The organism is Roseateles sp., from assembly GCF_052436255.1.
In the GTDB taxonomy this organism is placed as follows: Bacteria; Pseudomonadota; Gammaproteobacteria; order Burkholderiales; family Burkholderiaceae_C; genus Pelomonas.
In genome coordinates this window covers 1-7,415 of sequence record NZ_JBQVNP010000194.1, presented here as the reverse complement: position 1 = coordinate 7,415, position 7,415 = coordinate 1, and the positions used below count along the sequence as shown (strand labels likewise).

The following is a 7,415-nucleotide window of genomic DNA, read 5'->3' as shown; positions in this document are numbered from 1 at the left end:
TCGGCCTGCTGGTCACGGCGCTGTGGTGGGTGTCGGGTGGCCTGGGCTTCCTGCCCGAAGACCCGCGCACGCTGGAGCCGGCCTATCTGGCGACGAACTCGCGCCGCATGGAGTCGCTCAGCACCGTCGCGCCGCTGGCCTATGCGCTGGACTGGCTGCTGATGTTCAGTGACCAGTCCACGACCTTGACGCTGGGCATCGCCAGCGTCGCCGGCATCGCCCTGGGCGCTGCAGTGATGGCATTGAGCCAGGGCAGCTTCCGCTGGGAGGGCTTCGGCAACCTGGGTGACCTGGGCCTGCACCTGGCGGGCGCGGTCTGCATGGGCGTGGGCGGCATCGTCGCCATGGGCTGCACCATCGGCCAGGGCATCACCGGCGTGTCGACGCTGTCGCTGGGCAGCTTCATCGCACTGGCCGCCATGCTGGCGGGGGCCTGGCTGGGCCTGCGCTATCAGGAGTGGCGATTGGATCGGGCCTGACTGCGCAGCAGTTCACGCAGGTCGTCTTCGCCCATCTCGCCCGGAACGCAACGCGGCTGCGTGGGTGCTTCGCCCAGCCAGCAGGTCATGGGCACCAGCTTGCGCGGGGTCAGCTGGGGCTGCAGCGCGCAGCCGCCTGGGCCGTCGACGATGACCGGGAAGCGGTAGGCGCGGCGCGCGGCGGTGCGGCGCACGGCCTCGGCATCGCGGTCGATGGCCACGCCCAGCACCGCCGCGCCGGGCTGCTCGTCCAGCAGCCGGTTGAGCCTGTCGTTGTGCCGATGGCAGAAGGCGCAGTCCTTGGACCAGAACACGGCGAGCACCGGGCCACGCTGCCAGAAGCCGGCGTCGATGGCGCGGCCCTGCACATCGGCCGACGGCACGCCGCCCGGGCAGCGGGCGAACAGCGCCTGGGCCCCGGGCTCGGCCTGCGCCACACCCGCCAGCACCAGGCTGGCCAGCCACGCCCAGGGCCTCATGGTGGGTTGCGCTCCATCAGCAGATAGGTGTTGTAGGCGTTCATGCGGTTGGCCGCCTGGAACAGCGGCAGCGCTTCGAAGGCCGACCAGTCGGTGCGGGCATAGGCCTCGTCGAAGGGTTGCATCTCGGCGGCGGCGCGGCCCATGGTGTCGCGCAGGTATTGCAGGTAGTTGCGCGTCAGCGTCAGGTCGGCCAGGGCCTCGGTGGAGGCCGGCCCGTGGCCGGGCACGATGACGGCCGGGGCGGCGGCAATGATGCGTGACAGGGCCGCGATCCAGCCGCGGCTGTCGGCCTGCCCCACATAGGGGATGCGGCCGCGAAAGGCCAGGTCGCCGGCAAACAGCACGCGAGGGCCCTCGACGAAGACGGTCAGGTCTTCCGGTGTGTGGGCCGGCCCAACATGGCGCAGCTGCAGCCGCACGCCGCCCAGCTCCAGCACCTCGTCTTCCTTCAGCCAGCGGTCGGCCGGTACCAGGCGGGTGCGGGCGTTGATCCACGGCGCCAGCGTGTTGCGGCTGGCCTGCAGGCGCAACTGCGCGGTGTCGGACTGCAGATACCCGCGCCCGGCCTGGTGGGCGATGACGGTGGCACCGCGGCTCTTGAACACCTGCAGGCCGTAGATGTGGTCGGCGTGGTAATGCGTGACGATGACATAGCGCACCGGCTGCGGCGTGACGGCCCGGATGGCCTGCAGCAGCGACTCGGCCAGCGCCGGCGAGCCCAACGCGTCGATGACGATGACGCCGGCCGGCGTGACGACGACACCGGCGTTGGAGATGAAGTTGCGGTTGCCCGGCGTGCCCAGTGCGGCCTCGCCCTGGACGAAGTAGACCTGCGGCGCGACGGCCTGCAAGCGCAGCGGCGCTGCCAGCGCAGTGGCCGCCCAAGACAAGGCCAGCAGCAGCGCTGCGGTGCGCCGCTTCATGGCCGGCATCCCACGCTCGGGCGACATCCCGTCATGGCTTGATGTAGGCGTGGCCTTCCTTCTGCAGCTTGGCCAGGCGCACCACGCCCGAGGGCGTGTAGTCGGCGTCCAGCACGAACTGCTCCTTCTTCAGACTGCGGTTCTTGAGCGTGATCTCGCAGATCTCGAAGCGCACGCCACGCGCCTTCAGCGCCGATACCAGCGGCCCGAACTCCGTGCCATTGGCCGCCTTGGCGCCCTCCATCAGCATGTCGACGCCTTCGGCATGCGCAACGACCGTCAGCTGGGCCGATGGGTCGGTGTCGAGATGGTTGCGGATGTTGCGCAGGCCCTTGAGGCCTTGCGTTGCGGCGTTGTCGAAGTGGTAGGCAACGAGGTCGCCGGCCCAGGCGAGCGGTGTGGCGAGGATCATCGTGAACAGGACGGGCAGGAAGCGTTGGCGCATGGCCTTCTCCAGGTTGAAGGAACGGGGTTCTCAATCGCGGAGTTCGATGGCATCGGCCACGGCGCGCACGCCGGCCAGTGCGCAGGCGTCGTCGGCCTCGCCGCCGGGTGCGCCGGACACGCCGATGGCGCCGATCACGCTGCCCGCAGCCTCGATGACCTGGCCGCCGCCCGCCGCCATGACCTGGGGCACGTGGCGCAGCCCGCTCATGGGCCGACCGGCCTGGGTCTCGGTAGCCAGCGCGGCCGTAGCCACCCGAAAGCTCGCCGCCGTCCAGGCCTTGCGCGGCGCCACCTCGACCGTGTGCGCGCCGGCAAAGCGGTCGCGCAGCAGCACTTGCACGAGGCCCGTGCGGTCGACCACGGCGACGGCCACCTGGTAGCCGGCCGCGCGGCAGTGCGCCAGCGCGGCCTGGGCGGCGGCCAGCGCCGTCTCAGGCGTCAGCTGCAGCACGCTGAAGACCGGCGGTGCGCCTGCGGCCTGCGCAGACGTCGCCAGGGACAGGGCGGCAAGCATCAGCAGGCGGGTCATCGCAGCTTTCATGGGGTTGAGCCGCCCAGCAGGCCGGGGTTGCCCTGCATGGCGACCAGCTTGGGGGTGTTGACGGTGCGCGGCTTCACGCGCCCGCCCTGGGACCGCAGCCAGGGCTCGACCAGCTCCCACACGGGCTTGACGCCCGCGGCATGCCGGGCTTCTTCCGCCACCGGCGCCCAGCCGGCGACCTTGTAGCGCCGGTCGGCATCGATGGGTTTGCCATGCAGGCGCATGTCGGCGATGCGGCTACCCATGGCCTCGTTGGGTCGCATCGTGTAGCTGAGGCCGCCGACGCGCACCATGTCGCCCCCTTGCTGGTAGTAGGGGTCGGGGTTGAAGAGGTTGTCGGCCACGTCTTCCAGCACGGTCTTGATGGTCGCGCCGGTCATCTCGGTCAGCGTGGCATAGGGGTAGGTGATGGCGAGCTGGTCCATCAGCAGTTCGCGCGTGATGGTGTCGCCGGGCAGCAAGGTGGTGCCCCAGCGGAAGCCCGGCGAGAACGCCATCTCGGCGCCCTGCACATCCATCAGCGCGTCGCAGATCAGCTGGTCCCAGCTGCCGTTGAAGTTGCCGCGGCGGTAGAGCAGGCCGTCGGTGACGGCAAGCTTCTCGTTGAGCTTGGCCTCATACGGTGCGCGCACCTTGGTGATCAAGGCCTGCATGTCGGGGTCGGGGCGCAGCTGGTTGGCGAAGACGGGCAGCAGGCGGTAGCGGAAGTCCACCATGCGGCCGCCCTTGACGTCGAAATCCATCACGCCGAGGAACTTGCCGTTGCTGCCCGCGTTGGTCACCAGCGTGGTGCCGCCGCCATTCTTCACCGGTACGGCCATGGGCACGCCGTCATGCGTATGGCCACCAAAGATCGCGTCGATGCCGCGCACGCGCGAGGCCATCTTCAGGTCCACGTCCATGCCGTTGTGCGACAGCACGCAGACGAGCTGGGCGCCGGCGGCGCGGGCCTCGTCGACGACCTTTTGCATGTTGGCGTCCTGGATGCCGAACTCCCAGTCCGCCACCAGGTAGCGCGGGTTGGCAATGGGCGTGTAGGGGAAAGCCTGGCCAATGATGGCCACCGGCACGCCGTTGATGCGGCGCTGGGTGTAGGGCTTGAAGACCGGGTCGCCGAAGTCGGCGGTCTTCACGTTCTGGGCGAGAAAGTCGACCTTGCCGGCAAAGTCCTTGTCAACGATCTCCTTGACCCGCTCCATGCCATAGGTGAACTCCCAATGGCCCGTCATCACGTCCACGCCCAGCAGCTTGCAGGCGTCGACCATGTCCTGGCCATTGGTCCACAGCGACGTGGCCGAGCCCTGCCAGGTGTCGCCGCCGTCCAGCAGCAGTGCGCCCGGGCGGCTGGCCTTGAGGCGCTTGACCAGCGTGGTCAGGTGGGCAAAGCCACCCACCCGGCCATAGCGGCGCGCGGCGGTCTCGAAGTCAAGCGCGGTCAGCGCGTGTGCCACGGCCGTGCCGGGGCGCAGGCCGGCGGCCTTCAGCAGCGCATCGCCCACCAGGTGGGGTACCTGCCCCCGCATTGCGCCCACGCCGAGATTGACGCTGGGCTCGCGGAAGTACACCGGCTGGAGTTGCGCGTGGCAGTCCGTCATGTGCAGCAGCGAGACGTTGCCGAAGGGCGGCAGGTCGTAGAGCCGGCCCTCGGCCCTGTCGGTCGCCGCCTCGGCCTCACGGGCCAGCGGCAGGCCGGCCGCGGCGGCGCAGGACAGGACTTGCAGAAAATCCCGCTTGGACAGCGACATCACTGATTCACCGGTGACTTGGGGTCCAGCAGCAGGGCCATCACGTCGCGGATCTGCTGCTCATTGAGCAGCTCGGCGTGCCCGAAGCGCGGCATGTGGGAACAGGCCGAATAGGCCTTGCTGTTCCAGAGCTTGCCCCAGGTGTACTTGACGATGGCCGCCGCGGCGGGGTCGGCCGGGTCGGTGACGCCGCGCAGCTTGCCGTAGTTCCACAGGCTGGGGCCGATCGTGCCGAAGGAGACTTCCTTCTTGTCGATTTGATGGCAGTTGTAGCACATGGCCCCGTTCTTGGCGGGTGCGGTGCTGGCGTCGGTCCAGGTCATGCCGCGGCCGCTTTGGGAGAGCTTTTCGCCCTCCTTCCAGTCACCAATGAACTGGCCGTCGCTGGGCCACTTGATGGTGGCCATCTGGGCCGCCTCGATCTTCTTCACGACCGCTGGCGGGGGCGGTTTGGCCTGGGAGCAGGCCTTCTGCGCCTCGTCCTGGTTCACGCGGTCGAGCTTGGCGATGCCTTGCTCGCGAAACGAGGCCTGCATCATCTCGGTGGCCTGCTTGTCGAGCTGCTTCGCCGTCTGCGCCTGGGCAGCGCCTGCAGCCAGGCAAGAGAGGGCGGCAAGGGCTGCGAGGTGTTGGATCTTCATGGTCGTTCTCCTCAGCGCTTGATGGCCGGTGCGATGGATTCGGCGCCCTTAGCGTTCACGCCCATGTAGACGGCCAGCGCCACCGTCACGTCGGACGCGAAACCGGGATAGGGAAAGCGCTGCTGGCGGAAGCAGTCGTTGAGGCGGCGCTGCATGCCCCAGAGCTCGCCGCTGGAGACGCGGTAGGCCGGCCAGGCCGCGAAGCCAACGCCGTTGCCGGGGTTCTTCGTCAGGTCGGGCAGGTCCTGCAGGCGGATGCGCTTGCCCGCCTCGCCGTGGCAGCTGGCGCAGGAGAAGTCCATCGGCCCGCCACGGAAGAAGAAGGCGCGCTTGCCCAGCTCGTAGGAGCGCTTTTCTTCCGGGTGCTTTTGCGGCAGGGCCATCTTCATGCCGCGCGACATGGACGAGATCCAGGCCGCTAGGGCCGTCACGCTGGCCTGCTCGCCCTTGTCGAAGGGCGTGGCGGCAATCTCTGCGGCATCAAAGCCCTGCAGGGTCTGCATGCAGCTGAGCAGGCGGGATTCGAGGTCCTGCACCTTGCGCGTGTCGGGGAACCAGCGCGGCAACTGCACCCAGGCGCCCTTGACGACGCCGGGCCCCAGGCCCAGGTCGCAAGCCTCCAGCGAGGCCTGCTTGGGCCCGCGCGGGGTCTTCCAGAGCTCCTCGCCCTTGGCCTCGAAGAGCTCGGCGGGGTTGCCGTCCTCCAGCATCTTGCGGTACTCGGCAATGCCGTCGGCGGTGGACTTGGCGGCGGCCGGCGTCTGGGCCAGCAAAGGCCAGGCCACGGCCGTACCGGCGGCGATGGCCGCGAATGCAAACAGTCTTGAGCGCATGGGCCCTCCTGCAGTGACGTTGGGGCGGGCGGTCAGGAGACCGTGGCTTCGTCGGTACGGTTCTCGCCGCGGTTGTCGCGCCAGGTCACGGCGATCTTGTCGCCCGCCTTGGCCCCCTTGAGGACGAACTGCAGGAAGGGGTTCTTGGACACGGAAGGGCCCCACTCGGCGGCGAACACCGGCTTGCCATTGAGCTGGGCCGTCACCTCCTGGATGAACCACGCGGGGATGGCCTTGCCGGCCGGGTCCTTGCGAAGGCCCGTTTCCATCTCGTGGCTCATCAGCACGCGGACGGTGGTCTTGTCGCCGGCGGCCTGGGCTCGGATGCGCATCGGATCTGGCATGTCTGTCTCCTGTTGTGTTGTGCGGGTGGCAATGCCTGCGGGGCGATCAGCCGCCGCAGCCGCCAAGGGTGACCTTGACTTCCTTCTGGGCGTAGAGCACCCGGCCGTCGGCCATCAGCGCCACGGCCATCACGTTGGACGACTGGCCCATCTTGACGCGGGTGGTGAAGCTGGGCTCGACGAACTCGTTCACGTCGAAGGCCGCCGACAGCATGCTGGGGTTCTTCTCGACCAGCAGCAGCAGCCGCTTGGCGCCGGGCAGCGTGGTGGCGGCGCCCACCGGCACGACCGCGCCGTTCTCGGCGATGTCGGGCGCGGTGATGGTGACGTCCTTGCTTTCGACGGGCGCGCCAACGCCCAGCACCTTCATCAGGTCGGCGACGGACTTGGCCTCGAAGGCAGCACTGGAATAGGCGGCCAGCGCGGCGCGCGGCAGCAGGCCCAGCCCGCCCAGCATCAGCGCCACCTGGGCGGAGCGGGCAAGCGCGGTTCGACGGTTCAGCATGGGGATGTCCTTCAGGTGGTGCGGGTCAGAGATCAGCGGTTGGCGGCGCCGGCCGCCAGCCAGGCGGCGATGGATTTCAGGTCGGCGTCGGAGAGCGCCTGGGCCGGCATCGGTATCGGGCCCCAGGCGCCCTGGCTGCCGTTCTTGATGCGGGCGGCGAGGTAGGCCTCGGCGTCGGCGCGGGAAGCGTATTTGGCGGCGATCTGCTTGAAGCCCGGGCCGACGAGCTTTTGGTCCATGCCGTGGCAGGCCGTGCAGGAGTTCTTCTTGAGCAGCGCCACGGCGGCCGCAGCCCCGCTCGGCGCGGCCACCGGGGGCGGCGCAGGCGCTGGCGTGGCGGCGACGCTGATGGGCCCGTCGCGGCGCGCGCCAGGCGGCTTGGTCGTGTCGACGCCGCGCTGCGGGCCGACGGGGCGCTGCTGCTCGGCCAGGTTGCCGTTGTTGAGGCGGGCGACGTCGGGCAGCAGCGAGGCCA

Annotated in this window: 11 protein-coding genes; 1 reads left to right on the top strand and 10 read right to left on the bottom strand. The window is 69.5% G+C overall.

Annotated elements, in window-relative coordinates; genetic code table 11:
• On the top strand, positions 1–479 hold a 479-nt coding region (locus ACT6S0_RS25175), incomplete at its 5' end, for a YeeE/YedE thiosulfate transporter family protein (protein WP_444766492.1).
• Here the strand turns inward: ACT6S0_RS25175 and ACT6S0_RS25170 are convergent.
• From ACT6S0_RS25170 to ACT6S0_RS25125, 10 genes are all read right to left on the bottom strand, one after another.
• Positions 452–958: a TlpA family protein disulfide reductase gene (locus ACT6S0_RS25170; RefSeq protein WP_444766491.1), complete on the bottom strand. Its 507-nt coding sequence runs from the start codon at positions 956–958 to the stop codon at positions 452–454. The genes ACT6S0_RS25175 and ACT6S0_RS25170 overlap by 28 nt on opposite strands.
• The gene (locus ACT6S0_RS25165) at positions 955–1,884 is read right to left on the bottom strand and encodes an MBL fold metallo-hydrolase (RefSeq protein WP_444766490.1); all 930 of its coding nucleotides are present in this window, start codon (positions 1,882–1,884) and stop codon (positions 955–957) included. The genes ACT6S0_RS25170 and ACT6S0_RS25165 overlap by 4 nt, the downstream gene beginning before the upstream one ends.
• Before the next feature lie 31 nt (positions 1,885–1,915).
• Positions 1,916–2,329 carry a DsrE family protein gene (locus tag ACT6S0_RS25160; RefSeq protein ID WP_444766489.1) on the bottom strand — a complete coding sequence of 138 codons (414 nt, stop codon included), beginning with the start codon at positions 2,327–2,329 and terminating at the stop codon, positions 1,916–1,918.
• 30 nt (positions 2,330–2,359) lie between these two features.
• Complete coding sequence (locus ACT6S0_RS25155) at positions 2,360–2,860, bottom strand: GlcG/HbpS family heme-binding protein (RefSeq protein ID WP_444766488.1); 501 nt, start codon at positions 2,858–2,860, stop codon at positions 2,360–2,362.
• An 8-nt stretch (positions 2,861–2,868) separates the two neighbouring features.
• Positions 2,869–4,617 (bottom strand): thiosulfohydrolase SoxB, encoded by a 1,749-nt coding sequence (gene soxB, locus ACT6S0_RS25150; RefSeq protein WP_444766487.1) that lies wholly within the window; start codon positions 4,615–4,617, stop codon positions 2,869–2,871.
• The gene (soxX, locus tag ACT6S0_RS25145) at positions 4,617–5,258 is read right to left on the bottom strand and encodes a sulfur oxidation c-type cytochrome SoxX (RefSeq protein WP_444766486.1); all 642 of its coding nucleotides are present in this window, start codon (positions 5,256–5,258) and stop codon (positions 4,617–4,619) included. Before soxX ends, soxB begins: the two co-directional genes overlap by 1 nt.
• An 11-nt stretch (positions 5,259–5,269) precedes the next feature.
• A complete protein-coding gene (gene soxA, locus ACT6S0_RS25140) occupies positions 5,270–6,091 on the bottom strand; it encodes a sulfur oxidation c-type cytochrome SoxA (RefSeq protein WP_444766485.1) in 822 nt (273 codons plus the stop codon).
• A gap of 32 nt (positions 6,092–6,123) precedes the next feature.
• Complete coding sequence (gene soxZ, locus ACT6S0_RS25135; RefSeq protein WP_444766484.1) at positions 6,124–6,435, bottom strand: thiosulfate oxidation carrier complex protein SoxZ; 312 nt, start codon at positions 6,433–6,435, stop codon at positions 6,124–6,126.
• Between the two features lie 46 nt (positions 6,436–6,481).
• Positions 6,482–6,940: a thiosulfate oxidation carrier protein SoxY gene (soxY, locus tag ACT6S0_RS25130; protein WP_444766483.1), complete on the bottom strand. Its 459-nt coding sequence runs from the start codon at positions 6,938–6,940 to the stop codon at positions 6,482–6,484.
• Positions 6,941–6,972: 32 nt separating this feature from the next.
• Positions 6,973–7,415: c-type cytochrome (locus ACT6S0_RS25125; protein ID WP_444766482.1), on the bottom strand; the 443-nt coding region annotated here is incomplete at its 5' end.